The organism is Lentzea atacamensis (assembly GCF_003269295.1).
GTDB classification, from domain to species: Bacteria; Actinomycetota; Actinomycetes; order Mycobacteriales; family Pseudonocardiaceae; genus Lentzea; species Lentzea atacamensis.
Genome location: NZ_QLTT01000004.1, coordinates 663,844 through 685,744, shown reverse-complemented (window position 1 = coordinate 685,744; position 21,901 = coordinate 663,844). Strand labels below are relative to the sequence as shown.

General features: G+C 69.2%; 22 protein-coding genes. 7 read left to right on the top strand and 15 right to left on the bottom strand.

Annotation, left to right across the window (positions count from 1 at the left end; translation table 11 throughout):
* Positions 1–234 precede the first annotated feature (234 nt).
* Complete coding sequence (locus C8D87_RS22145; protein ID WP_233439836.1) at positions 235–822, bottom strand: NUDIX domain-containing protein; 588 nt, start codon at positions 820–822, stop codon at positions 235–237.
* Between the two features lie 127 nt (positions 823–949).
* Between C8D87_RS22145 and C8D87_RS22140 the strand changes: the two genes are divergently transcribed.
* Complete coding sequence (locus tag C8D87_RS22140; RefSeq protein ID WP_170155073.1) at positions 950–2,047, top strand: helix-turn-helix transcriptional regulator; 1,098 nt, start codon at positions 950–952, stop codon at positions 2,045–2,047.
* Between the two features lie 4 nt (positions 2,048–2,051).
* Here C8D87_RS22140 and C8D87_RS22135 read toward each other — a convergent pair whose 3' ends face one another.
* A complete protein-coding gene (locus C8D87_RS22135; protein ID WP_112228176.1) occupies positions 2,052–2,945 on the bottom strand; it encodes a ParB/RepB/Spo0J family partition protein in 894 nt (297 codons plus the stop codon).
* Positions 2,946–3,025: 80 nt separating this feature from the next.
* Entirely contained in the window at positions 3,026–3,418 is a 393-nt protein-coding gene (locus C8D87_RS22130; RefSeq protein ID WP_112228175.1) for a CoA-binding protein, read from the bottom strand.
* Between the two features lie 117 nt (positions 3,419–3,535).
* On the opposite strand from C8D87_RS22130, the gene C8D87_RS22125 reads away from it, so the two are divergent.
* A complete protein-coding gene (locus C8D87_RS22125) occupies positions 3,536–3,958 on the top strand; it encodes a YciI family protein (protein WP_109638588.1) in 423 nt (140 codons plus the stop codon).
* Here the strand turns inward: C8D87_RS22125 and C8D87_RS22120 are convergent.
* From C8D87_RS22120 to C8D87_RS22110, 3 genes are all read right to left on the bottom strand, one after another.
* Positions 3,952–4,707, bottom strand: a complete 756-nt coding sequence (locus C8D87_RS22120) for a PucR family transcriptional regulator (protein ID WP_112228174.1) — start codon at positions 4,705–4,707, stop codon at positions 3,952–3,954. The genes C8D87_RS22125 and C8D87_RS22120 overlap by 7 nt on opposite strands.
* 84 nt (positions 4,708–4,791) lie before the next feature.
* Positions 4,792–5,700 carry a PucR family transcriptional regulator gene (locus C8D87_RS22115; RefSeq protein ID WP_112228173.1) on the bottom strand — a complete coding sequence of 303 codons (909 nt, stop codon included), beginning with the start codon at positions 5,698–5,700 and terminating at the stop codon, positions 4,792–4,794.
* A gap of 141 nt (positions 5,701–5,841) precedes the next feature.
* A complete protein-coding gene (locus C8D87_RS22110) occupies positions 5,842–6,543 on the bottom strand; it encodes a LysR family transcriptional regulator substrate-binding protein (protein WP_112228172.1) in 702 nt (233 codons plus the stop codon).
* A gap of 57 nt (positions 6,544–6,600) precedes the next feature.
* On the opposite strand from C8D87_RS22110, the gene C8D87_RS22105 reads away from it, so the two are divergent.
* A complete protein-coding gene (locus tag C8D87_RS22105; RefSeq protein WP_215732438.1) occupies positions 6,601–6,963 on the top strand; it encodes a DUF5997 family protein in 363 nt (120 codons plus the stop codon).
* Between the two features lie 32 nt (positions 6,964–6,995).
* On the opposite strand, the gene C8D87_RS22100 is transcribed toward C8D87_RS22105, so the two are convergent.
* Positions 6,996–7,637 (bottom strand): maleylpyruvate isomerase N-terminal domain-containing protein, encoded by a 642-nt coding sequence (locus C8D87_RS22100; protein ID WP_112228170.1) that lies wholly within the window; start codon positions 7,635–7,637, stop codon positions 6,996–6,998.
* Between the two features lie 349 nt (positions 7,638–7,986).
* Here C8D87_RS22100 and ligD point away from each other — a divergent pair, with 349 nt between their 5' ends.
* Both ligD and C8D87_RS22090 read left to right on the top strand, forming a co-directional pair.
* On the top strand, positions 7,987–8,931 hold the full coding sequence (gene ligD, locus C8D87_RS22095) for a non-homologous end-joining DNA ligase (protein ID WP_112228169.1): 945 nt from the start codon (positions 7,987–7,989) through the stop codon (positions 8,929–8,931).
* On the top strand, positions 8,921–9,850 hold the full coding sequence (locus C8D87_RS22090; protein WP_109638581.1) for a DNA polymerase domain-containing protein: 930 nt from the start codon (positions 8,921–8,923) through the stop codon (positions 9,848–9,850). The genes ligD and C8D87_RS22090 overlap by 11 nt, the downstream gene beginning before the upstream one ends.
* Here the strand turns inward: C8D87_RS22090 and C8D87_RS22085 are convergent.
* The 7 genes from C8D87_RS22085 to C8D87_RS22055 all read right to left on the bottom strand — a co-directional run bounded on the left by C8D87_RS22085 (position 9,829) and on the right by C8D87_RS22055 (position 19,936).
* Positions 9,829–12,246 (bottom strand): caspase family protein, encoded by a 2,418-nt coding sequence (locus tag C8D87_RS22085; RefSeq protein WP_112228168.1) that lies wholly within the window; start codon positions 12,244–12,246, stop codon positions 9,829–9,831. The two genes, C8D87_RS22090 and C8D87_RS22085, sit on opposite strands and share 22 nt — an antisense overlap.
* A 43-nt stretch (positions 12,247–12,289) precedes the next feature.
* Entirely contained in the window at positions 12,290–13,114 is an 825-nt protein-coding gene (locus tag C8D87_RS22080) for a hypothetical protein (protein WP_109638579.1), read from the bottom strand.
* A gap of 124 nt (positions 13,115–13,238) precedes the next feature.
* The gene (locus C8D87_RS22075; protein ID WP_233442231.1) at positions 13,239–14,927 is read right to left on the bottom strand and encodes an ABC transporter family substrate-binding protein; all 1,689 of its coding nucleotides are present in this window, start codon (positions 14,925–14,927) and stop codon (positions 13,239–13,241) included.
* A gap of 76 nt (positions 14,928–15,003) precedes the next feature.
* Complete coding sequence (locus C8D87_RS22070; protein ID WP_112228166.1) at positions 15,004–17,133, bottom strand: ABC transporter ATP-binding protein; 2,130 nt, start codon at positions 17,131–17,133, stop codon at positions 15,004–15,006.
* Entirely contained in the window at positions 17,133–18,110 is a 978-nt protein-coding gene (locus C8D87_RS22065; RefSeq protein WP_211337474.1) for an ABC transporter permease, read from the bottom strand. The genes C8D87_RS22070 and C8D87_RS22065 overlap by 1 nt, the downstream gene beginning before the upstream one ends.
* A gap of 16 nt (positions 18,111–18,126) precedes the next feature.
* Entirely contained in the window at positions 18,127–19,104 is a 978-nt protein-coding gene (locus C8D87_RS22060; protein WP_109638576.1) for an ABC transporter permease, read from the bottom strand.
* A 403-nt stretch (positions 19,105–19,507) separates the two neighbouring features.
* Complete coding sequence (locus C8D87_RS22055; protein WP_233442230.1) at positions 19,508–19,936, bottom strand: cytochrome P450; 429 nt, start codon at positions 19,934–19,936, stop codon at positions 19,508–19,510.
* Here C8D87_RS22055 and C8D87_RS22050 point away from each other — a divergent pair.
* Positions 19,928–20,146, top strand: a complete 219-nt coding sequence (locus tag C8D87_RS22050; protein WP_170166534.1) for a MarR family transcriptional regulator — start codon at positions 19,928–19,930, stop codon at positions 20,144–20,146. The two genes, C8D87_RS22055 and C8D87_RS22050, sit on opposite strands and share 9 nt — an antisense overlap.
* A gap of 182 nt (positions 20,147–20,328) precedes the next feature.
* Here C8D87_RS22050 and C8D87_RS22045 read toward each other — a convergent pair whose 3' ends face one another.
* Entirely contained in the window at positions 20,329–21,348 is a 1,020-nt protein-coding gene (locus tag C8D87_RS22045) for a hypothetical protein (protein ID WP_112228163.1), read from the bottom strand.
* An 18-nt stretch (positions 21,349–21,366) separates the two neighbouring features.
* On the opposite strand from C8D87_RS22045, the gene C8D87_RS22040 reads away from it, so the two are divergent.
* The gene (locus C8D87_RS22040; protein WP_112228162.1) at positions 21,367–21,900 is read left to right on the top strand and encodes a DUF6886 family protein; all 534 of its coding nucleotides are present in this window, start codon (positions 21,367–21,369) and stop codon (positions 21,898–21,900) included.
* The last annotated feature ends 1 nt before the right edge of the window (position 21,901 follow it).

Below are 21,901 nucleotides of genomic sequence, written 5' to 3'. Positions count from 1 at the left end.
GGTCAGATCACCGAGACCGTGAGGAAACTGCCGACGACGAATCCCACGAACAGGCAGATCGCGGCAACCTTCACGACGGCGGCGAGTGAGCAGATCATTCTCATCGAGAAATTCACCTTCTCATTCTGACTGGCTTTCGGCTGAGGTTCTCGCCGATGCACCAAGAGTGGCTTTCCGCCAGTCGGATGAGAACGGGTTTCCTGTTTCCTCCGAAATCAGGAAACCCCGGTGTTGTTATTTCTGGACCGTGCGGCGCAACGCCATCACGAGCAATGCGTGCGAACTGCCGGCGTGCGGCAGCATGCCGCGCTGGACGAGGTCGAGCGCGTGGTGGAACGGCAGGGTCCGCACGCGCAGGTCGGCCTCACCGGGACCGAGATCGGGTTCGCCCTGAGTGAGGCCGGTGGCGAGGAAGATGTGGTCGACGTGGTTGCTCAGGGCGTCGGCACCGTGGATCTCGCCCAGCTGTTCCCACTTCTCGGCGCTCAGCCCCGTCTCCTCGGCGAGCTCGCGTCGTGCGGCGGCCAGCGGATCGGGGTCCGTGTCGTCGACGGCGCCGCCGGGCAGCCGCCATTCGGTGCCGCCGTGCGTGTAGATCCATTGTCTGGTCAGCACGACGTGATCGTCGTCCTGGAGTGCGAGGACGGTGACCGAACCCGGCGCCACGACGTGGGAGTAGGTGCAGTGTCCGCCATCCGGCGCCACGACGTCGTCGGTGTGCACCTCGAACCACGGGATCCGGGACTTGTGGACCACGTTGGTCGCCAGGCGCTGCCAGACCATCACCACGCCGGCCGCCTCGTCGGAGCGCATCATCACCATGACTCACATGGAACCATCGACAACCGCTTCAGTTAGCCCCAGTTGATCGTCAATCAACGGCCAAATCGTGGACATTCGGTATCCCCGTGTTTGAACCCGGCACACTGTCCGGGAGGGGGTGAAACCGTTGTCGCCCACGTTCGCACAGGAGGTTCGCCGCCTGCGCAACGAGCGCGGACTCTCGCTCAGCAGGATGACCGGCCTCGTGCCGTACAGCAAAGGTCACCTCAGCAAGATCGAGAACGGTCAGGTCCAGCCCAGCCAGGAGATGGCGCGGATCTTCGACGACGCGCTGCGGGCGGACGGCCGCCTGATCGAGCTGGCCGACGCCCCGGCCCGGCCGATCCCGAGCGACCACGCCACTCTGCTCACCTACGACGCGATGTTCGACAACCATCGCGCGCTGGGCCACCGGCTGAGCCCCCGGGTGGTGCTCGCGAGCCTGCGCCCCCAGGTGGACGCCCTGGACTCCCTGGCCCGTTCCGCCGACGACCCCGGCCTGGGCCGCGCGCTGTGGCTGCTGGCCGCCCGGTACGCCGAGTACGCGGGCTGGATGGAGCAGGAACGCAGCAACGACGCCTCCGCCGCCGAACTGACCAGGCGCGCGGTGCTGTACGCCGCGAAGGGCGGTGACCGGGAGCTGGAGTCCTGGGCGCTGGTCCGCGCCTCCGAGTTCGCGCTGTACCGGGGAGACGCGCGCGCGACCGTCGACTACGCCCGCCGCGCGGGCAGGTCCCGCTCCACCGCCGTGCAAGCCGCTGCCGCGCAACGCGAAGCCCTGGGCTTCGCTCTCGCGGGCGCTTCCTCCCTCTGTGAGGACGCGCTGGACCGCGCGGACGAGCTCCAGCGTGCGGCCGGCGAATCCCCTTACGGCTCAAGGAGTCTCGTCGACCAGGTGGCGATCGTCCGGGCGTGGTCGTTCCACGATCTCGGCCGCCACGCCGAGGCTGCCGCCATCCTGGACAAGCAGGTCCCGCTGATCTCGCCGACCGCGTTGCGCGCCCGCACCCGTTTCGGCCTGCGCCGCGCGCTGGCCCACGCCGCGGCGGGCGACGTGGACCACGCGTGCGAGCTCGTCGTCGGGCTGCTGGACGACATCCGCCAGGTGCAGTCGGCGACCGTGCACGTCGACCTGACGGCGTTCAGCAAGCTGTTGTCCCGCTTGCGTCCCGCGGCGGGCCGCGAGGTGGCCGGCGAGATCAGCGAGATCCTCTTCGGCGACTAGCGGCTCAGGCGGTGCGCCGGCTTTCCTGTTCCAGGGCTTCTGCCATCTGGGCCCACACCTCGGCGCAGCCGCGCGCCATGTCCGCGACGAGCTCGCGGCAGTGCGACGGAACCCCGTCCACGACCGCGGCCCACTCCCCGGAGGACACCGCGTGCGCCTCCAGCCACCGCAGCACCAGCCGCCCGTGTTCGTTGAACCGCAACGACGGATCGCGCCGCAGGATCGGCAGGGTCGCGCCCGGTGCCCGCACCTCGGTCCGTGCCGCCGGGACCTCGACCTCGGCCTGCTCGGCGGCCCGCATCCGTTCCGGCACGGGATCCAGCCCGGCGCTGAGCCGCCGCCGGACGTCCCGGACGGTCCCCGGCGACACCCCGGCCGCGCGGGCGATGTCCCGCAACGACGCCGATGGTTGTGCCTCGATCATCTCTCCGGCCAGCCGCCGCCCGGCGGCCGAGTTGACCGGCCGGACCTTGCCGTCGCGCCCCACCCGGTTGGCGGCGCGGCCACCCACGGCGCGCCGCAGCACCCCGACGGACTTGGCGGCGAGGCCGGTGGACGCCGCGATGGCCCGGTCGGACCACTGCGGGCGCGACCGCAGCAGGCGCCGGGCGGCGGCCTCGCGGTCAGCGGTGGACAACGTCGCGACGTTGAGGGAGACGGACAGGACGAACACGTCCTCCGCCGGTCCGTCGACGTACTCGACCTCGACGGATCTCTCCCCGCGCAGCGCGGCCGCCCGCAGGCGGTGCGCTCCGTCGACGACTCTCATGGAACCCCGGTGCACCACGATCGGCGCGAGCGCGGCACCGGAGGACGCCAGCGAACGAACGAACTCCTCGCTGCAGCCACCGAGTCGCGGCGAGTCCGCGGGCTGCAGCACGTTGATGTCGACGAGCATGCGAAACAAAGCCCCCCAGGCTTGGTGTCCCCAGTACCCCCAGGTGTCCGGGAACCTCACGCCGCAGACTAGCTACTTGGTCAACCGGAGCGCCACTCGATCGCGGGACAGACATCCATGACCATCCGCAGCCCGGCGGCCTTGGTCCGTTCGTACGCCTCGGGATCCACCACTCCGAGCTGGAACCACACCGCCTTCGCGCCGATCGACACCGCCTCGTCCGCGAACCGGCCGGCGTCCTGCGAGCGGCGGAACACGTCCACGACGTCGACGGGGAACGGGATGTCCGAGAGCGTCGGGTAGCCCTGCTCGCCGTGCACGGTCTCGGCGGACGGGTGCACCGGCACGATCTTCTTGCCGCGTTGCTGCAGGAACCTGGCCACGCCGTGGGCCGCGCGGGACGGGTTGTCCGCGAGCCCGACGATGGCCCAGACCTGGCAGTTCTCGAGGATCCAGTCGACGTCTTCGCGCATGCGGCCAGCGTAGCCGCGTGACGCCGGTCACAATTCGGTCAAGCTCGTCGAAAGCCGGGAGCCCCAATCGACGCGTCGGTAGAAACGCACGGACACACCAGACACGAGGAGATCGAGATGCGGTTCATGGTCATCGTCAAGGCGTCCCCCGAGTCCGAGAACGGCCAGATGCCCACGGCCGAGGAGCTGACCGCGATGGGCAACTACAACGAGGAGCTGGTGAAGGCCGGTGTGATGCTCGCGGGCGACGGCCTCTACCCGAGCTCCAAGGGCGCGCGGGTCGCGTTCGACGCCAAGGGCGCGACGACGGTCATCGACGGCCCGTTCGCCGAGACCAAGGAACTGATCGCCGGGTTCTGGATCTGGGAGCTGCCCTCGCTGCAGGACGCCGTGGAGTGGCTCAAGAAGGCGCCGTTCCAGAGCGGCGAGGTCGAGATCCGGCAGGTCCACGGCGCCGAGGCGTTCGAGGACGTCATGACGGACGAGCAGAAGGCGCAGGAGGACCGGCTCCGCGAGCAGATCAGTGCGCGGAGTCAGTGAGGCAGCGGCACTTCCGGGCACGAGTGGGCGGTCAGCGCGACGCTCAGCGTCAGCAGCGCGCGCGGTGAGGCCGGGCGGTGGCCGGTGAGCCGTTCAACCAGCCGCAGGCGGTGGTCGAGCGTGCTGCGGTGGATGTCCAGCCGCCGCGCCGCCGCCGCCCGGTTGCCGTCCTCGGAGATGAACGCCCGCAACGCGTCCAGCAGCGGCTGCTGCGCCACCACTGGTTCGATCATGCGGGCCAGCCGCTCGGAGACGTGCGGCTGGCGCAGCACCGCGAAGTCCGCCAACACGTGGCGCAGCTCGTAGACGCCCGGCGCACGGCCGTTGGCGATCCGCAGCACGTCCGCCGCCGTCGCACGGGCGGAGGCGAGGTCGCGCCGGGGAGCCCACGCGACCGCCATCCACACCTCGCCGCCGACGCGGTCGTGCAGTTCCCTGGCCAGTCCGGCGTGCTGGTCCTGAGCGCACGGCAGCAAGAGGTAGCCGCCGCGAGTGCCGTCGAGCACGAGCACGTCGGCGTTGTCCCGCACGGCCGCGAGCACTTCGGCCACACCGTCCTCAGTGGACGCGCTGAACGCGACCACCGCGTAGGCCAGTGCGAGGCCCTCGAACCCGTTGTCGCGACCGGAAAGCAGTGCCCTGGCGAGCTGACGGCGGGTGGCCACGTCCTCCACGGGAGGCAGGTCGAACGGGCTGAGGATGTCACGCAGCACGTCGTTGAGCAGTCGGCTGTCCACCACGGTGGTCACGCGTCGCCTCCCTGGAGTGCTTGCGGTGTCACACCAGGACGGTAGGCAACTGTCGACAGTTGGCACAGATGGCTTGGGACAGCCTTAACGTTCGCCGCCCATACCGATCGCAGTGCCGAGAACGGCGAGGTCGCGAGGGTTGACGGGGGACAGTCCGGTGAGCTGCTCGATCTGCCACGACCGGTAGTCGATCGTGCTGCGGTGGATGAACAGCTTCTTGGCAGCCACCGCCCGGTTGCCGTCCGCTTCGAGCAAGGCGAGGACCGTCTCGACGAGAACGGGGTTGGCCAGCAACGGCGCGAGGACCTTCCCGAGCTCGTCGCGCGCCTCCGGGGTCTCCATCACGGCGCTCTCGAGCAGCACGTCGTCGATCCGGTACACCCCGGGTGGACGGCCGAGTGACGCGACCAGCGCATCGATCTCGTCGGCTTCCCTGCGCGCCAACGCCATGCGCGCGACAGGCCGTTCCGCGACGGAGAACCACACCTCACCGCCGAACTCCTTCTGCACGTCCAGGCACAACGACAGTGCCGCCGCTTCGGCGGCGGGCAGCAGAAGGTGCCCGGATGTCGCCAGAAGCACTGGCCCACGGTCACGGAAAGCGCTTACCACCCGGATTGGCAAGGCGCCGCGCACCGAGACGACTGTGTAGAACGCGGCCGCGCCGTCGGGCGCGCTTCCGGCGAGCACCGCGTCCGCCAGCCCGTCGTCCCCGGCGCAGAACGCGGACATCAGCTCGGCGGCCAAAGCGGTACCGGCAGCGGCGAGCGCACGGGCGTCACCGCCGTCGTCCAGCATGGCCTCGGTCAGCAACCTGTCGGTCGACCGCAGCGCCATCACCATGTGCGCGATGGAGATCTTCGCCGAAGCGAGGCGCGAGCCGGCGCGGTGCGCGACGGACACGGCCATGTCCTCCCACCCGTCGGTGTCGGCGGCGGCGCGGTAGACGGGGAGGAACTCCTCGTGCAGCAGGCGACCGACGTCGAAGAGCACGATCCCTCCCCTCTTTCGCACGTCTGCGGTGAATCGGCAGGGCCGTGGCAAACCCGGCGTCTTCCCGGCTACGCGGTGTTGCCGCTGGAAGAACAGCGGTTCGGGTACGACGGAGTCAGACGATCACCGTGCACGACCGCACTAACGACCGCGGCGGGGTTTCGCGCGCCTGGCCGGCTGTTTCTGCTGCCGGGGTGCGGGGTTCCGTCGCTGCTGCTGCTGCTGTTTCCTGGCCGGCTCCTGCTGCGGTCCGCGGGTGCTGTTGACCGTGCGGCCGCGGACGATGCCGATCATGTGCTCGACCAGCTCGGGGTTCTCGTCGCAGTTCGGGAACGACAGCGCCACCCGTGACTGCGGCGCGTCGCTCAGCGGCACGTACTTCAGGTCCTTGCGGTGGTGCAGCCTCGCCAGCGACTGCGGCACGACCAGCAGCCCGACACCGGCGGCCACGATCTCGATCGCGTCCGCGGTGGTCTCCGGACGCTCGACCGGCGGCTGCCCCGGCGGTTCGTCCCACTCCAGCGTGTCGTCGAGCGGCTGCCACAGGACGTGCTCCTTCAGGTCCTGAAGGGACAGTTCGTCGGCGGCCGCGAACTCGTGGTCCTTGGGGAAGACGACAACGGTGGTCTCGGTGTAGAGCGGGATCGCGTGCAGGCCCTCGCGGTCGCCGGGCAGTCTGAGCAGCGCGGCGTCGGCCTCACCGGACCGCACTTTCCCAGCGGCTTCGGCGGCGGTCACCTGTACGAGGGTCAGCGAGGTCTCCGGCAGGCGTTCCTGCCAAACCCGTGCCCACTTGCCCGGCGTCACACCTGGGACGTACGCGAGCGTGAACGATCCGGTCACGTGCTGAGGCTACCGGACGCTGCGGTTACTCTTTGTGCCATGAAGTCGCAGCAGACCATGAAGCCCGCCACCGCCGCCAAGAAGCTGGGCGTGTACCTCGAGGCCACGCCCGAGGAGTTCCGTGCGGGTCTCGTGTCGCGCGACGAGCTCAACGAGCTGCAGGCCAACCCGCCGGAGTGGCTGCGGGAGCTGCGCCGCAACGGCCCGCACCCCAAGCAGCTGATCGCGCAGAAGCTCGGCATCTCGACCAGCGGCCTGGTGCGTGCCGGCATCACCGAGGCGCTCACCACCGACCAGATCAACGCGATCAAGGAAGAGAACCCGGACTGGCTGGTGCGCGAGCGAGAGACCTACAAGGAGTTCCGTGCCGAGGAGGCACGGCTCGCGGAGAAGGCGCGCCTCGAGGACGAGTCCCAGTAGGCCGTGGTCAGGGTTTCGACGCCCGGCAGTTCTCAGCCCAGGACGAACGGGATCGCGAGGTCTCCGAGTTCTGCGCGCTCCGCTTCGGTCGGGGCGCGCCGTCCTGTTCCAACCAGCAGCACGTCCTCGTCCGACCACGAAGCCGGGAAACCACCGGCGAGCTGCTCCAGCATCTCGCGACACCGGGCCAGCGTCTCCGCAGGCGGACCGGCCGCGTCCGGCAGGTGCATGACCAGGTCGAGGTGGTGCAGCGTCCACTCCCAGACGTAGGCGCCCAGGTAGCCGGCCGTGCCCAGCACCATGCCCCGGGTGCTGACCTTGAGCGTCGGATCGGCGAGCTGGGCGGCCCGCACCGCGGCCTGGCCCACGTCGTCGACGTGGAACTTCAGCAGCCGCGGCTCGCCGTACGCGGCGGCGAGCCGGACGGTCAGCGCCGCCAGCGGATCGTCAGAAGGCTCGTGCGCGACCTTCCAGTAGGTCACGGAGTCGTGCGTCACGGGATCCGCGGTGGGCGTGACCAGCGTGATCAGCACGTCCTGCGCGTCGATGACGAGGTGGCACACCAGATCCCGCACCAGCCAGCCCGCGCAACCGGACGGCCGTTCGAAGTCGTCGTCCGTGAGCTCACCGACGGTGGTGAGCAGTTCCCCCAGAGAAAGCGAAAAAAGATCCACACCCGCAAACTACAGCGGCTGCGAATCACAGGCAGATGGATCTCTGTTGCGACATCAGGCGTGACGCCGACCCTCAGGGAACCGTCCACAAAGGACATCACGACGTTGCCGGCCCCGTTCGCGGAAGCCTTCCGGCCGGCGTCACCGATCAGGGTGGACACGTGAGAGCACCCGCGCGCCCGGGCGCGGGTCAGCAACGGGGCGACCCGGTCGGCCAACGAGCGAATGTCCTCGAGCAGAGGCTCTGACCTGCGGTCCTGCCGAGGCCGGCACCGGGCGTGGGCACCGCGGCGTCGATGCAGACACCGTTCGGGCTGAGGAAACGCCTGGAAACGGCTAGCGTGGCGGCATGGGCAAGTCCCCGGCTGTGGAGCTAGAGGTGGAGGACCGCGTCGTGCGGATCTCCAACCCCGACCGCGTCTACTTTCCCGCGCGCGGCGAGACGAAACTGGATCTCGCGAACTACTACCTGTCCGTCGGCGACGGAATCGTCCGCGCGCTGCGGGAACGGCCGTGCATGCTGCACCGCTTCCCTGAGGGCGTGACCGGCGAGAAAGTGCACCAGAAAAGACTTCCGCACGGCGCGCCGCCGTGGGTGCGGACCGTGCGGGTGCATTTTCCGCGCTACAACCGCCATGCGGACGAACTCTGCGTCACGCACATCGCCGACGTGATCTGGGCCGTGCAGATGTCCACTGTGGAGTTCCACCCGTGGAACTCCCGTGCCGCCGACACCGAGAAACCCGACGAGTGGCGCATCGACCTCGATCCCGGCCCGACGTGCCCGTTCGACAGGGTGCGCAGGGTGGCTCTGGTGGTCGAGGAGGTGCTCGCGGAGCTCGGCGCGGTCGGGTTCCCGAAGACGTCGGGCAGCAAGGGCCTGCACGTCTACGTGCGGATCAAGCCCGACTACGGGTTCCAGGACGTGCGCAAGGCGGCTTTGGCGTTCGCGCACGAGGTCGAACGCCGGGCACCGGACGACGTGGAGACCACGTGGTGGCGCAAGGACCGGGATCCTTCGCTCGTTTTCGTCGACTACAACCAGAACACGCGTGACCGGACGATCGCCAGCGCCTACTCGGTGCGCGGTGTCGCCGAGGCCACGGTGTCGACGCCGATCCGGTGGGACGAGATCCCGGACGTCGACCCGCGCGAGTTCACCATCGCCACCGTGCCGAAGCGCTACGCCGAACTGGGAGACCTGCACGCCGGCATCGACGACGCGGTGTGGTCGATCGAACCGCTGCTGGAGTGGGCCGCCAGAGACGAACTCGAGGTTCCCGATGAGCAGTGACCAGGTGAAGTTCTCCAGTCTCGACCAGCCGCTCTTCGGTGGCACGGTCAAGGGCGACCTGGTGGAGTACCTGGACTTCGTCGCCGACCGGTTCGTGCCCGTGCTCGCGGGACGGCCGCTGTCGGTGTGGCGGATCCTGCGCGGCCAGGAGCCGTTCATGCAGAAGAACGTCCCCAAGTACACGCCCTCGTTCGTCAAGACCGTCGACGTCTGGGCGGAGACGTCGCACCGTCAGATCAAGTACGCGTTGTGCGACGACAAGCAGACGCTGATGTGGTTCGCGAACCAGCGCGCGGTCGAGTACCACGTGCCGTTGTTCCTCAAGGATCATTTTGGGGACGACCACCAGACGCACATGGTGCTCGACATCGACCCGCCGGAGGGTGCCGGTTTCGACGTCGTGGCCGGGTCGGCGTTCCTGATCCGCGAGGCGCTCGCTCAGGCGGGCCTTCAGGGCGCGGTGAAGACCAGCGGTGCCAAGGGTGTGCACATCTTCGTGCCGCTGGAGAAGCACGATCCGGACGACGTGGCCGCGGCGACGCGGGCGGTGGCGGCACGGGCGGAGAAGCTCGATCCGTCGCTCGCCACGACCGCCTACATCCGGGCCGACCGGGACGGGAAGGTGTTCCTCGACTCGACGCGGGCGTGGGGTGCCACGGTCGTCGCCGCCTACAGCCCGCGGCTGCGGGAAGGCCTGCCGATCTCGTTCCCGGTGCCGTGGGACTCGCTCGCCGACGTCACCCCGGCCGACTTCACCGTCAGGACGCGGTTCGACGGCGACCCGTGGAGCGAGCTCATGCCCGAGCCGCAGCGGCTGCCGGACGACCTGGTCACCGAAGGGCACGGCATCCCGGTCGCGCGGGTGGTCGCGATGCACGAGGGCAAGCGGCGCAAGGCTCAGCGCGAACGCGAGAAGTAGGCGACCAACGCCGCGGCCAGGGGCAGGGTCACGTGGGCGACGCTGGTGAACGAGGGTTCGCTGGCGGACACGTACTCGTTGGCGCGCACCAGCAGTCCGGCCGCGACGGTGACGTAGCCGGCGAACCTGGCGGTGCCGCTGGTCAGTGTGGCGATCAGCGGCACCGCGATGAGGCCGGCGAAACCGGCGTGGGTGACGTACAGCGGGACGCCGCCTGTCAGGGTGAGGATCGCGTCGAGCAGCAGAAGGGCCGGTGCGATCGCGCTGACCCACGCTCGTTCGCGCCACACGCGGTATCCCGCCAGGCCCAGGAGTCCTACCGCGAGGACGAGGAACGCGACGTCCTCGGCGTCACCGTTGATCGTTTCCAGGGTGTCCGCCGAGTCCGCGACCAGGAGGAGTCCTGCCGCGCCGAGCACGGCTCCCGCGGCTGCCAGCCACGCGGGGCTGGTCTGGCAGGCGACGGCGATGATCACCGCGGCCATGCCCAGCAGGAACCACGGGTAGTTCCCGCCGCTGCCGCCGAGCAGGCCGGTCGTGCCCGCCAGCAGGCCGAGGGCCGCGCCGGGCACCCACGGGTGGTCGCGGCAGGTCAGGACGAACATCGCCGCGACCAGCGCCCACGGCCAGAGCGTGCCGAACAGCGCGGTGCTGGGAGTGGTGTCGCTCAGGTGAGCCAGCAGTCCGCCGGAGACTGCCATGAGACCGGCTACGAGGAGCACCAGCGCCAGGCCGGCGGTCAGGCGCGGCACAGCGGTCTTGAGGCTCGGCGGCGTGGCGGCGGGCCTGGTCGCGGAGTCCGGTACCCGTGCGGCGCTCAGTCCCTGCGTGGCCGAGCCGGCACCCGACGCGGTGAGCCCAGACCGCCCGCGTCCGGTGTCTCGTTCGTCAGGCCGGTCCGCCTGACCACCGCCGCCCGCTCGATCGGCGCTCGCCGGGGTGTCAGACCCACTGAGTACCGTGGAACGCGGGGGTTCCCGATCGGAGGGGACGCCTGCGCGAGCCTTGGCCGCATCGGGAGCGGCGCTCTCCCGCGAGGCGATCAGCGAGGTCGGCGCGGGAACGCCGGAACTGCCAGGCCGCGTCCGCTCCTCCAGGGCCTTCGCCGCCGCCGTCGCCACCATCCGGCTGTCGTCCTCCGCCAGCCGCCGCAACGCCAGCCGCGCCGCAAGCACCCGGCCCTCGTGTGCCACCGACAGCATCCGGACCAGCGAGGGAATCGCGCCGGCCCGCACGCCCGGCAGTGTGTGGTCGATGGCTTCCTGCAGGTCGGAGGGCAGCGCGGCGGGTACCGAGACCGGACGGGCACGGCGGGCGATGCGCAGGTCACCGCGCACGTCGAGCATCCACTTGCCCGGAGTCTGGTGCGGGGTGACGCGGCGGACCCTGTCGTAGACGTACTCGTAGAGCTCGTCCAGGCCGACGTGGCCGTCCTGGTCGCGGTCGGCGTCGCCGGACTCCAGGCCCTCCACCAGGGCCGAGGTGAAGACCGACGGCTCGCCCTCGGAGGAGTCGGCCACCGCGGCGCCCTCGAACGCGTACTCCATGGACGACGAAGCCGTGATCACGGCCCTGCCGCTGCCGCCGAACTGTTCCTCCAGGCCCACGGAGCCGCCGGCGCGGGCGACCATGCCCCTGCCGAACGCGCCGGAGTAGCAGCAGTCGAGCAGCAGGACGATGCGGCGGGAGCGTGAGCGGTTCATGCGGCGGGCCACGAAATCGGCGGAGACCGCGGTGCCCGCGAGGCGGTTGAGCCTGGTGCCGGAGGTGGCGAAGTGCAGCTCGCCCGCCTCGTCCTTCACGCCGTGGCCGGAGAAGTGCAGGACCAGGAGGTCGTCCGGCTCGCGGTCGGCGAAGAAGTCCTCGACGGCCTCGTTCACCTCGGGGGCGGAGGTGTTGATCAGGGTGCGCACGTCGAAGCCGCCGATGCGCGGGTCGGCCAGGACCTCACCGAGGCGGGCGGCGTCGTGGGCCGGGGCGCGCAGGGCGGAGAGGCCGGGGTCGGTGAACTCGTAGCTCGCGATGATCAACGCGTAGCGCTTGGGACGGCGTCTTTCCAGCCACTCCGCGGCTCGAGCGCGCTCGGCTTCCGTGGGGGCGCCGGTCAGTTCCAGCTCGTCGCCGTCGGCTGCCACGGTCACGGACCGCTCGCGGCGCTGGCCCAGCCACGAGGACACGGCGTTGATCAGCGCGGCCAGGACCGTGGACTGCGAGACGGTGGTGAGGATGGTGCCGAGCTCGGCCACGTCGAGGACCTTGGCGCCCTCGGGAGCCTCACCGGGAACGCTGGAGACAGGGGCCAGTTCCCGCAGCTCGGACCGCAGGAAGGCGGTGAGCTGCTCGATGCGCTCGTCGTCGGCCCCGTCCTCGTGGACGCGCAGAGTCACGTCGGTCATAGCGGCCTCCTACGGAAGGAGGTCGCTCAACCGGTCCAAAGCATTACGACGGGTCGGAACCGCGGAACGCGCCCCACCACAGGCCCAGCGCGGCGGCGATCACCGTCGCCGTGATCCAGCCCGTGAAACCGCTGCCGTCCAGGTAAGCCCAGAACAGGCCCACGATCGGCGCGGGCACGACGAACACCGCGTCCACCCGCAGCTGAGCCGTCAGGCCGCGGGGAGCCCGCGTCTCCGGGTCGGGCTGCACGGGGTTGTCGATCCGCCTGCCGCGCGGGTGCTTGTGCACCGGCCGGCCCGACGGGTAGATCGTCGCGCCGTCCACCACGGCGACCCGGCCGCCGCGCAGCTCGACGTCGACGGGCGACGGCAGCGTCACGAGCACCGGGTCGTAGTAGACAGGCAGCCACCGCTCGGCCGGGCCGTCGATCTCCAGCCACGACCGCACCATCAGCCCCGACTGCAACCGGATCCGCCGCACGGACACGGTGACCGGTTCGGCACGCGCGGACCGGACGGCCAGGAACCCCCGCACCAGACCGGCGAGCACCACCAGCAACGCCACCGCGATCGAGAACGTCACGCCACCCAGCGCGCGATCGGTCTCCAGCAACAGGTCCGCGCCGGGAATCACCGCGCGATCGGGGTGCGCGGGATCGAACGCCACCTGCGTCTGCCTGCCCACGATCCGGTCGCCGTTCTCGTGGGGAACACGAGCGGACCCGGTCGGCCACCGCACCTCCACAGCGCCGTCGGCGAACGAGACGACGTTGCCGACCTCGCGCGAAGTCATGGAGGACAACAGATCGCGGTCGTCCGAATAGGACAGCCACGAGAACAGCGCGACGACGAAGCAGACGAACAACACGACCGCCGTGGCAAGAACACCATGGCGCAGCGCACGAACCCGGGAACGCAACAAGACAAGCTCCAAACAGAAGCGAACGGCCCGGCGGGAAGACCCGCCGGGCCGTTCAACAGCTAACTACACGTCACTGGGTGAAGCCCATGTTGATGTAGTCGTACGGGCGGTTCGCGTACGCGACGGCACCGAAGTTCGCCACGTTGCTCTTCACCGCGACCGCGCCGGGCAGCTGGTAGAGCGGCAGCTGGTGGCCCAGCTCCCAGATCTTCTTGTCGGCCTCGTTCGCGAGCTCGGCGCGCTTGGTGTCGTCGAGCTCACCGTTCGCCTGGTCGAGCAGCTTGTTGACCTCTTCGGAACCGATGCGACCGTAGTTCTGGTTGGTGCTGTTCGGGTCGAGGTAGTAGATGCCCTTGCCGTCCGAGATCGGCGTGGCCGAGGCCAGCCAGCGGAAGCCGGTCATGTCGAAGTTGCCGACGTTCACGAACTGCTTGAAGAAGTCGGTCGACGGAACGGCCTGGATGTCGACCTTGGCGCCGACCTCCTTCAGCTGCGACTGCACGAGCTTCGCGATCTGGTCGGAAACGGGGTTCGGCGTCGGGATGACGTAGCGGACGACGAGCTCCTTGCCGTCCTTCTTCCGGGTCTCACCCTCGAGCTTCCAGCCCAGCTCGTCGAGCTGCTTCTTCGCGGCTTCCTTGTCGAACGACGCGATGGACGAGTTGTCCTTGTACTCCTTCGTGCCCAGCAGGAAGAAGTGGTTACCCGTGACCTGCGCGTCGCCCTTGAGCATCTGGCCGAGCAGCGCGCGCGTGATGGTCTTGGTGTCGATGCCGCGCATCAGCGCGACGCGGAGCTTCGGGTCCTTGAGGATCGAGGTGTCCGCGCCGTTGAACGTGATGTGCGAGTAGTCGGGCGAGATCGCCTGACGGATGGTGACACCCTGCATGGTCTTCGCCTTGGCGAAGTTGTCGACGCTCGAGCCGATGTCGAAGAAGTCGATCTGGCCGTTGGCGAGCGCGTCCGCGACAGCGGGACGGTCGACCTGACGGAACGTGATCTTGTCCAGCTTCGGCTTCTGGCCCCACCACGCGTCGTCACGGACGACGGTGACGACCTTGCCGGTGCGGTCGATCGTGCCGATCTTGAACGGACCGGCGGTGATCTTCGGGGCGTCGGCCCAGCCCTTGTTGAACTCCTCGGCCGTCGCGTAGGCGGCCTTCGGGTAGAGGGGCGAGAAGAGGCCCTTCCACTCGGCGAACTTCTTCTTGAACATGACCTTGACGTCCTGGTCGGTCGCGCCCTTCTCGACCTTCTCGATGTCCTCGTAGCCGGTGGTGCCGGCGACCTCGAAGGTCTTGTCGGTGCCGTTGAGGGCCTTCCACATGCCCTCGAAGTCCTGCCACGACAGCTGGGTGCCGTCCGACCACTTGGCCTTCGGGTTGATCTTGAACTCGAGGACCTGCGGGTCGGTGGAGGCGACCTTCGCGTCCTCGAGGTAGTCCTTGTTGATCTCGATCGTGGAGTCGGCCTTCTGCCGGTACAGGTTCGGGATCATCGTGTCGATCATGCGCCGGCCGTCGGCGTTGGTGCCGTCGAGCTGGTTGTAGTTCCAGTTGTCCGGCAGCTGGTCAACCGGCCAGCGGAACTCGCCGCCGTCCTTGACCTTGGACGCGTCCTGCGGGTTGATGTCCGCCTGACCCACCGCGTTGTCCGCGCCCTTGAGCCCGGAGTCCGTCTTGCTGGGCCCCCCACACGCGGTAAGCGTGAGGGCGACCGCGACCAGCGCGGTCACTCCCACCTTGGTACGTCGACTCACTGTCGTGAACCTCCCTCGTGCCCGGACACCAGTTGCCGGGGACACTGTTCCTTCGTGCTCGCAGGTCATCTGAGACTCAGAGGACCTGACGGATCTGGGCGAAGTGGCAGGCGGCCTCGTGGTCGGGGGCCTGCACCTCGCGCGGCGGTTCCAGCTCGATGCACGTGCGCTGCTTCTCGGGAGGCAGCGAGGCGTGCAGGAAGCACCGGGTGCGGAACCGGCAGCCGGACGGCGGGTTCGCCGGGCTCGGCAGATCGCCGGTCAGGAGAATCCTCTCCCGCTGGCGTTCCTTGACGGGGTCGGGAATCGGGATCGCCGACAGCAGTGCCTGCGTGTACGGGTGGCGCGGCGCGTCGAACACCGAGTCCACCTCGCCGATCTCGATGATCTTCCCCAGGTACATCACGGCCACGCGGTCCGCGATGTGGCGCACCACCGACAGGTCGTGGGCCACGAACAGGTACGCGAGGCCGAGCTTGGCCTTCAGCTCCTCCAGCAGGTTGATGACACCCGCCTGGATGGAGACGTCGAGCGCGGACACCGGCTCGTCGAGCACGACGAGCTTCGGTTCCAGCGCGAGCGCCCGCGCGATGCCGATGCGCTGCCGCTGACCGCCGGAGAACTCGCCCGGATACCGGGAGAGCTGCTCCGGGCGCAGGCCGACGAGACGCATCAGCTCCGGCACGCGCCGGTTGATCTCGTCCTTGCCGTAGCCGTGCACCTGCATCGGCTCGGCGATCACGTCGTTGATCGTCAGGCGCGGGTCGAGCGACGCCATCGGGTCCTGGAACACGACCGACATGTCGCGGCGGATCGCCTTGCGGCGCTTGGAGTCCAAAGAGGACACGTTCGTGCCGAGCACGGAGATCTCGCCGGCCATCGGCTTCTGCAGGCCGAGGATCTCCATCAGCGTCGTGGTCTTGCCGCAGCCCGACTCGCCGACGAGGCCGAGGGTCTCGCCCTCGCGGATGTCGAACGAGATGCCGGCCACGGCGTGCACGGTGCCGACGCGGCGCTTGAACACCACGCCCTTGTTGATCGGGTACTCCTTGACCAGGTGGTCGAGCTCCAGCACGGTGTCACGCTGCTCGCGCGGCACCTTGGCGATCTCGGCCTCCTCGACGACCTCGGCACCGAAGATCTCGGCGGCCGCCTCGGCACCCTCGGCGTCGGTCGCGGCGATCTCACCTGTGCGGATGCACGCGGCGTGGTGCTCGGCCGAGCCGTCCACCTCGATCAGCGGCGGTTCCGCGGTGTGGCAGGCGTCGACGACCATCGGGCAGCGCGGCGCGAACGGGCATCCCGGAGGAAGGTCCGTGAGCGACGGTGGCTGGCCGGTGATCGGGACGAGCGGCTGCTTCTCGCCGACGTCGAGGCGCGGGATCGAGCCGAGCAGGCCGAGCGTGTACGGCATGCGCGGCTGCTGGTAGATCTCGTCGACCTTGCCGGTCTCCACGGCGCGGCCCGCGTACATGACCATCAGCCGGTCCGCGAACCCGGCGACGACGCCGAGGTCGTGGGTGATGATCACGATGCCCGCGCCGGTGACCTCCTGCGCGGTCTCGAGCAGCTGCAGCACCTGGGCCTGCACCGTCACGTCGAGCGCGGTGGTCGGCTCGTCGGCGATGATCAGGTCGGGGTCGTTGGTGATCGCCATGGCGATCACCGCGCGCTGCCGCATGCCGCCGGAGAACTCGTGCGGGAACGCTTTGGCGCGTTCGGCGGCGTTCGGGATGCCGACGAGGTCGAGCAGCTCGACCGCGCGCTTGTTGGCGGCCTGCTTCGAGACGGCGCCGCCGCGGTGCACCAGGATCGCCTCGGCGATCTGGTCGCCGACGGTGTAGACCGGCGTCAGCGCGGACAGCGGGTCCTGGAACACCATCGAGATGCGCCGGCCGCGGATCTTCGACAGCTCCGTGTCGGTGCGGCCGATGAGCTCACGGCCCTGGAACTTGATGGAGCCGGTGATGCGCGCGGACGAGGGCAGCAGGCCCATGACCGCGAGCGACGACACCGACTTGCCCGAACCGGACTCGCCGACGATGCCGAGGACCTCGCCGGGCGAGACCTGGTAGCTCAGCCCGCGCACGGCCTGCACGCGGCCCGCCTCGCTGGGGAAGGACACGTGGAGGTCTTCGACCTGCAGAACCGGTCCTTCGACCACCGGGTCGGCCGGCGAGTCGAACAGGATCTCCGAACTGGTCATCAGGCGGCCTTCTCCTTGGTGTCCTTCTTCTCCCGCTTGCGCACGCGCGTGGAGGTGGGGTCGAGCGCGTCACGCAGACCGTCGCCGACCCAGTTCACCGCCAGCACGAACACGACGAGGAAGCCCGCCGGGAACAGGAACAGCCACGGGAAGGTCGTCGCGGACTCGGCGTTGCCGCCGATCAGCGTGCCGAGTGAGACGTCGGGCGACTGCACGCCGAAACCGAAGTAGCTCAGGCCGGTCTCGGCGAGCACGGCGGAGCCGACGTTGATGGTGGCGTCGATGATCAGCAGCGACGCCATGTTGGGGACGATGTGCTTGGCGATGATCGTCCGTGCCGGCTGCCCCATGAACCGGGCAGCCTTCACGAACTCGCGCTCTTTCAGCGTCAGCGTCATACCGCGCACGATGCGCGCGGTGATCATCCACTGGAACGCCGCCAGCATGAGCACGAGCAGCCACCACGACTTGCCACGGAACCACGGGCTGAGGATGGCGATGATCAGGAAGGACGGCAACACGAGCAGCAGGTCGACCACCCACATGAGCGCCTTGTCGGCGACACCGAGGAAGTAGCCGGCCGCCGCGCCGACGATGGCTGCCACCGTCGTCGAGATCAGCGCCACCAGCAGACCGATGATCAGCGACTTCTGCAGTCCGCGCATGGTGAGCGCGAACATGTCCGTGCCGATCTTGTCGGTGCCGAAGATGTGGTCGGCGTAGGGCGGCTGCAGGAACGCGGTGTAGTCGCGGTCCTCGTAGGACCACTGCGTCAGCAGCGGCCCGAGGAACGCGAGCAGGTACATCGCCACGATGATGGCCAGGCCGACCAGCGCCAGCTTGTTGCGCATGAAGCGGATGAGCACCAGCCGGCCACGCGTCATCGCCTTGCCCGGTTCGGGCGCGGCGTCGACGGGGCTGCCAGAGGCGGCGCCGGCGGTTCCCGCGGAGTCGCCCTCGTTGAGGATCACGGTCACGTCGTCGTCACCTTGCCTAGTTCACACGGATTCGGGGGTCGAGCGCGGCGTACAGCACGTCGGCGAGCCAGCCGGAGAACAGCACGCACACCGCGACGAACAGCGTCACCGTGGCGGTCACGTTCGTGTCCTGCGCCGAGATGCCGGTGACCAGCCAGTCACCCATGCCGAACCAGCCGAAGATCCGCTCGGTGAAGGTGCCGCCGACCACGAGCAGGCCGAAACCGAACGCGAACAGCGTCGCCATCGGGATCAGCGCGGTGCGCAAACCGTGCTTGAACAGCGCCTTGCGGCGGGTGAGGCCTTTGGCCTGCGCGGTGCGCAGGAAGTCGCTGCCCAGCACATCGAGCATCGACGAGCGCTGGTAGCGGCTGTAGTAGGCGATCTGGCCGAGCGCGATCGCGAGGGTCGGCACGATCAGGTGCTGCAGCCGGTCGCCGAGGTGCTCGAACCAGTTGCCCTGGAAGCCTGGTGTCTGCTCACCGACGAAGATCAGCACGTTGGTGCCGATCGAGTCGTTGATGCCCTGCGCGCCCATCTTGAGCAACGTGCCCAGCACGAAGACCGGCGTCGACAGCAATATGAAGGAGAACAAGGTCGCGAAGTAGTCGCTGAACTTGTACTGCCTGATCGCGCTCACCACGCCGAGCAGCACGCCGAACAGGATGCCGATCGTGATGCCGAGCAGGAACAGCCTCAAGCTCACGCCGATGCGCCTGCCCAGCTCGTCGGTGATCGGGCGGTCGGCGATGGTGCGGCCGAAGTCGCCCTGCACCACACCGCCCATCCAGGTCACGAACCGCTGCGGGATCGGCTGGTCGAGGTGGAGGTCTCGTTTCTTGGCCTCGATCGACGCTGCCGGTGGCGGTGGGTTGCGTTGCTGCAGCACCCCGATCGGGTCAAAGGTGACGGAGGCCAACGTGAACGCGAGGAACGTCGCCACGAGGGCGAGCACCACGTAGTTGACCAACCGCCGCAACAGAAATCCGGCCACCCGTGTTCAGTCCTCTCCCCGGTGGTTGCGACGTCGGCGCACTGGATTGCAGTGGACGAGTTGCAAGAGATTAACCGCCGATCTGGCGGACCGCCGCCCACCCCCACCATTACACGGGGGCCCACTGACCGGGCCATAGTCACCCATGCGTGGCGGAATGGGCGGGCGAACAGCCACATCAACAGTTGACTCTCGGCAATTGTGTGTCCAAGCGTGACCATTGTGCGTCCAGATCGCTGTATTCACCGTGAAGTTCCTGCCGCAGGCACGGATGGACCTGACGCATCCGGGTGAATGCAATGACCGGAAGATGTGGGACAAGCAGCGCAATGCGATCCGAAACCGGGCATCACGCTGCGGAGCGCCTTGAGCGTGCAGGGTTACTTTATCGATGCGGACCAGGTCACGGGGCCGTCCAGCGCACCGGGAGCTCGGCCACTTCGCCCACCAGCTGTTCCGCCCTGCGGGTGAGTTGCGCCACGTCGACCGCTAGGACGAACGTCTCGAACCGCGTGACGAGGGCGCCGAAGACCTCGGTCAGCTCGACGCGCGCGAGCGGTGCGCCGACGCAGGACCTCGGGCCGCGGCCGAAGGTGAGGTGCGGGTTGGGCTCGCGTGGCGTGAAGGCCGCCGGGTCGGGGAAGCGGTCCTCGTCGCGTTTGGCCTGGTCGATGCCGAGCAGGACGAGATCGCCTGCGGGTTGAGGCTCAGCAGCTGGCTTGGTGCGATTTGCCGAGCAGCACCGAGTCGGTGAACCTCGGGGCGTTGTCCGGGTCTGGGTGGCCGCGCCATGGTCGGCGCTTTCCAGGACGCGGAATCCGTGATGGCGCACTTGCGCGCGTTGCGGCAGGAGTTGCTGACGACGTCGATCGAGCCGGGCGGTGACCGGGCGCGCAGCGGGCTGACCGCGCCGCAGGTCAGCTTGATCAGGTCACTGGTGACCGAGGGGTCGGCGACGGTGACCGAGCTGGCGCGGCGGTTGAGCCTGTCGCACTCGACGACGTCCGGGATCGTGGATCGGCTGCAGGCGCCGGGCTCGTGACGCGGGAGGCCGACCCCCATGACCGCCGCTATACCCACGTGCGGGTGACCGAGCCGGTGCACGGGTACACGCGTGAGCTGTCCGAAGGGCCTTACGGACGGCTCACCGCGGCGTTGGAAGCGGCCTCCCCCGCGGAGCGGAAGGTCGTGCTGGACGGCTGGAGACCCTGCGGGCGTTGCCGGCTAGGTGACGCGCCACAGGCGGTCGCCCGCGATCACGAAGACCTGACCGCCGGCCACCTCGGCCGCCTTGACCTCGCCGGTCGGGCCGTCCGCCGGCCGTTCGTCCTTTTCGGACACCAGTTTCACGCCGTTGTGGTCGACGAACAGCGTCGGGGTGCCGTTGACCGGGACGGGTGCGGCGAGGTTCTGGTTGTCACCGACCGGGATGTCCGGGGTGGTCAGCTTTTTCCACTCCGGGCCGGACCACCAGGCGAGCTTGCCCTTGCTGCGGCCGACGACGTGGCAGGTGCCGTCCCAGCAGCGGGCGGCCAGCGCGGCGTCGCCGTCCGGGAGGGTCTCCGTGGTCCAGGTCCTGCCGTCGAACCGCCAGACCGCCGCGCTCACCGTGCCCTTGGCGATCTGCCAGCCCACGACGAGGGCGCCGTCACCGTCGGGCGTGACGGCGAGGGGGAAGCGGAGGAGCTCCTGCGAGCTCTCCAGGACGGTGCCCGCCGAGGGCTGGCGGCTCCACGTGTCCGCCGCGTACGTCCACATCGCGATGTCGAGGCCCGCCTTGGCGCTCTGCCAGGTGCCGATGATCAGCGGGCCCTGCTTCGTGCGGACCACGCCGATGAGCTCGCCCGCGCCGTAGCCGCCGAACGTGCTGAACCCCTGCGGTTTCTCGGTGATCTGGTGGGTGTCGCCGGTCCAGGCGCTCCACCGGACGTTGCCGTGCGCGCCGCCGCGTTCGCCGCCGACGCCGGTGATGGTGGAGCCGTCGGAGGTGATGCCGTACCAGTGCGCTTCCTTGCCGTACGGGGTGGCCGGGGTGAGCCTCGCGTTGCTCAGCGTGCCGTCCTTGGCACGGGTGACGAGCTCGGGGTGGTCCGTGGGGCGGGTGCCGATAACGAGCATGTCGCCGTGCGCGGCCAGGGCTTCCGGTGCGGCGGTGAGGTCGACGGCGGTGAAACCGACCGACTCGTCGCCGCCTGAGGAGCAACCGGTGAGGACCAGCAAAACCGCGAGCGTCAGCCTCCGCATGCGGGCCAGTATGACCACATGCGACCCGAACCCGGTGAGGTACTGCACTTTTCGGAGGATCCGGCGATCACGAGGTTCGTGCCGCACCGCGCGGCCACCGCACGGCAGCCGGAGGAGTACGTGTGGGCGGTCGGCTTCGACCGCTGCCCCGACTACTGGTTTCCCCGGCAGTGCCCGCGGGCCATGGCGTGGGTCGTGCCTTCTTCTTCGGACGAGGACCGCGAGCGGATCATCGGGCCGGGATGCGGTAAGCGGGTGCACGCGGTCGAGTACGGGTGGCTTGAGCGGATGCGGACCGTCTCGCTGTACGCGTACCGGCTGCCCGCCGACGTGTTCCGGCCTTTCGGCGACGCCGCTGTCGTCGCCGTCGAGCCGGTCACGCCGTTGGGGCCGGCCGAGCGGGTCGGGGACCTCTTCGAGTTGCACGAGGAGGCGGGGATCGCGCTGCGGGTGCTGCCGAACCTGTGGCCGTTCTGGGACGCCGTCGTGCCGAGCACGCTCGGGTGGAGCGGCATCAGGCTGGGGAACGCCCTGCCCCTGTCAGTGGAATGAT

Excerpts from the sequence above, each read along its gene's own strand:
- C8D87_RS22125 (WP_109638588.1), top strand. The coding sequence starts at position 3,536 with ATGCGGTTCATGGTCATCGTCAAGGCGTCCCCCGAGTCCGAGAACGGC.
- C8D87_RS22050 (WP_170166534.1), top strand. The coding sequence starts at position 19,928 with ATGGCGCACTTGCGCGCGTTGCGGCAGGAGTTGCTGACGACGTCGATC.
- ligD (WP_112228169.1), top strand. The coding sequence starts at position 7,987 with ATGGGCAAGTCCCCGGCTGTGGAGCTAGAGGTGGAGGACCGCGTCGTG.
- C8D87_RS22130 (WP_112228175.1), bottom strand. The coding sequence starts at position 3,418 with ATGCGCGAAGACGTCGACTGGATCCTCGAGAACTGCCAGGTCTGGGCC.
- C8D87_RS22040 (WP_112228162.1), top strand. The coding sequence starts at position 21,367 with ATGCGACCCGAACCCGGTGAGGTACTGCACTTTTCGGAGGATCCGGCG.
- C8D87_RS22135 (WP_112228176.1), bottom strand. The coding sequence starts at position 2,945 with ATGCTCGTCGACATCAACGTGCTGCAGCCCGCGGACTCGCCGCGACTC.
- C8D87_RS22045 (WP_112228163.1), bottom strand. The coding sequence starts at position 21,348 with ATGCGGAGGCTGACGCTCGCGGTTTTGCTGGTCCTCACCGGTTGCTCC.
- C8D87_RS22145 (WP_233439836.1), bottom strand. The coding sequence starts at position 822 with ATGGTGATGATGCGCTCCGACGAGGCGGCCGGCGTGGTGATGGTCTGG.
- C8D87_RS22070 (WP_112228166.1), bottom strand. The coding sequence starts at position 17,133 with ATGACCAGTTCGGAGATCCTGTTCGACTCGCCGGCCGACCCGGTGGTC.
- C8D87_RS22105 (WP_215732438.1), top strand. The coding sequence starts at position 6,601 with ATGAAGCCCGCCACCGCCGCCAAGAAGCTGGGCGTGTACCTCGAGGCC.
- C8D87_RS22090 (WP_109638581.1), top strand. The coding sequence starts at position 8,921 with ATGAGCAGTGACCAGGTGAAGTTCTCCAGTCTCGACCAGCCGCTCTTC.
- C8D87_RS22085 (WP_112228168.1), bottom strand. The coding sequence starts at position 12,246 with ATGACCGACGTGACTCTGCGCGTCCACGAGGACGGGGCCGACGACGAG.